Annotated in this window: 2 protein-coding genes and 1 pseudogene; all 3 read right to left on the reverse strand. The window is 62.7% G+C overall.

The genetic code is table 11. From position 1 onward, the window contains the following. A pseudogene (locus EN893_RS30020) lies at positions 1-186 on the reverse strand (flagellar motor switch protein FliN); the annotation flags it as partial. Between the two features lie 16 nt (positions 187-202). Continuing rightward, the gene (locus EN893_RS30025) at positions 203-1,150 is read right to left on the reverse strand and encodes a FliM/FliN family flagellar motor switch protein (protein ID WP_127269588.1); all 948 of its coding nucleotides are present in this window, start codon (positions 1,148-1,150) and stop codon (positions 203-205) included. A 32-nt stretch (positions 1,151-1,182) separates the two neighbouring features. Continuing rightward, a complete protein-coding gene (motA, locus tag EN893_RS30030; protein WP_127271433.1) occupies positions 1,183-2,058 on the reverse strand; it encodes a flagellar motor stator protein MotA in 876 nt (291 codons plus the stop codon). Positions 2,059-2,233: the final 175 nt, after the last annotated feature.

Below are 2,233 nucleotides of genomic sequence, written 5' to 3' on the forward strand. Positions count from 1 at the left end.
GCCGAGGATGATCTGGACATCGACGGGGATGTTCATGATCACGCTCGAATTGGCTGATGAGGCCGCCCTGAAGGCCGCATCGGGGCGTTGCTCCTCTTCATGCAGGACACCGCGCAACTCTTCGATGGCGCGATCGAGTTGCTCGTCCGGCTGGTCGAGGTCGGCTTCCGCCTTGGTTTTGGCCATGATCGTCTCCAAATGCTCAGGCGCGTCCGGCGGCAGCCGGCATCAGCCCGTCGATAAAGTCCTGCCCGGCGTCGTAAGGATGCCTGATCCGGACGGTGTAATTCTGTCCCAGTTTGCCGAACTCGCATACGAACAGCGTCTTGCCCCGTGCGCTGAGACGCGCCTGGGACTGGGCCGTTTCCTCGAATTCGATGACGTCGCCGATTTCGAAACCGGCGAGATCGCCGAGCGTCAGCCGCGCCAGCGGCATCGTGGCCTCGAGCGCCACGGTGGAGCGCATCACCTCTTCCGAAAAGCGGGCGCGCCAGCTGGGGCCGTGATCGTCGTCGCTGACAGGCACGGCTCCGTCGCGGCTGGCCAGCACGACGCGCTGCGGCATCGTCACCGTGACGGTGCCACTATCGGCCGGCGTCGAGATGCCAAGCACGATGCGGATTGCCGCGCCATCGCGCAGCACATACCGCTTCGCCTCGGTGCCGGACATCGCTCGCGGCGCGGGCAGGCGCAGGTCGAGCGAGCGCTTTCCCGATCCGTTGAGGGCCTGCGCGACCTGCTGGAACACCATGGTCGAAACATCGATTTCGATCTGCGACAGATCGCGTTCGATCGGCGATGCCGGCAGATCCGGGTCGCCGCCGAACAGCGTGCAGACCATGATCGCGATCGCCGGAGCATCGATCACCAGGGTCATCGCATCAGAGGACGCCGACGAGCCGATCACGGTCATGGCGAACGTGTCGCCGGCACGCGAACGCGCCTCGGGAACGCGGCTGACCTCGATCGCTTTGAGGTCGACGACGACCGGAACGCCAAGCTCGCTGGTCAGGCTTTTCTGCAACAGCGGTACGGCGCGTTCGGCCATGGCGCGGCCTGCGTCGATGACCTGCGCGGCCTCGCCGCTGTCGCCGACCAGACGCTCGATGATCAGCGAACGCGCTTCCGCTGGGCTGCCCGGACTGGTCATGACAGTGCTGGGACCGATCTATCGCGCATCGTTCAGGCGGCCTTCTTTTCGACGGCACCGGTATTCATCGTGCTCTGTTCGACGGCATCGATCGTCGGCCGTTCATAGGACGAGATGGTCTTGCGGCCGAACTCGATCGCTACCTGCGGCAGCGCACCGTTCATGTAGGCCAGCAGTGTCTGCTTGACGATGATATAGAGGCGGTTCTTCTTTTCGCGCACCGTCTTGATCTTGGTCGCGACCGGTCCGACCACCGAATAGGACAGGAAGATGCCGAGGAACGTTCCGACAAGTGCGGCACCGATCAGACCGCCGAGGATTTCCGGCGACTGGTCGAGCGCGCCCATCGCCTTGACCACGCCGAGCACGGCGGCGACGATGCCGAGCGCCGGCAGGCCATCGCCCACCGCCACCATCGCGTGATAGGCCTTCATCTTGTCGGACCTGATGGTCTGGATCTCTTCGTCCATCAGCGCCTCGATCTCGTGCGAGCGGGCATTGCCGATGATGATGATACGGCAGTAGTCGCAGATGAAATGCGTCAGGTCATGATTGTGCAGCACGGTTGGGAACGCCTGGAAAATCGCCGACTCTTCTGGATTGTCGATATGCGCCTCGACCTCGCTGCGGGATTTCGACCGCAGCTCGCGCATCAGCGAGTGCAGCACGCCGAGCGTCTCGAGATAGTCCTGTTCCTTCGGCACCGCCTGCTTGAAGGCTTCGAGAATGGCCTTGCCGGTGTCCTTGACCGTCTTCATCGGATTGGCAACGAGGAAGGTGCCAAAAGCCGCACCACAGATGATCACGACCTCCCATGGCTGGATCAGCACGTGAAGATGGCCGCCCATGGCCATGAAGCCGCCAAGGACGCAGCCGAGCGTTACCACCAGTCCAATCAGAATGCCCACGACAGGTCCTTCCGCATTTCACATCAGGAGCTAGGGATAGTCCCCGTGCCTTGTGTGAGGCTTGAATCGAGGGCTTGGAAGCGATTCAGTTTCGCGCAAGGAAGTAGGGGTATTGTGCCGGCATAGCTTCGGCCGGAGGCACGTCTTTGCTCAATACCTTTACGAGCTACCAGCT

It is taken from the genome of Mesorhizobium sp. M7A.F.Ca.CA.004.04.2.1, from assembly GCF_004022825.1.
GTDB lineage: Bacteria > Pseudomonadota > Alphaproteobacteria > Rhizobiales > Rhizobiaceae > Mesorhizobium.

What these genes read in the sequence shown, in the direction of transcription:
- EN893_RS30025 (WP_127269588.1), bottom strand. Translation starts at nt 1,150, where the DNA reads ATGACCAGTCCGGGCAGCCCAGCGGAAGCGCGTTCGCTGATCATCGAG.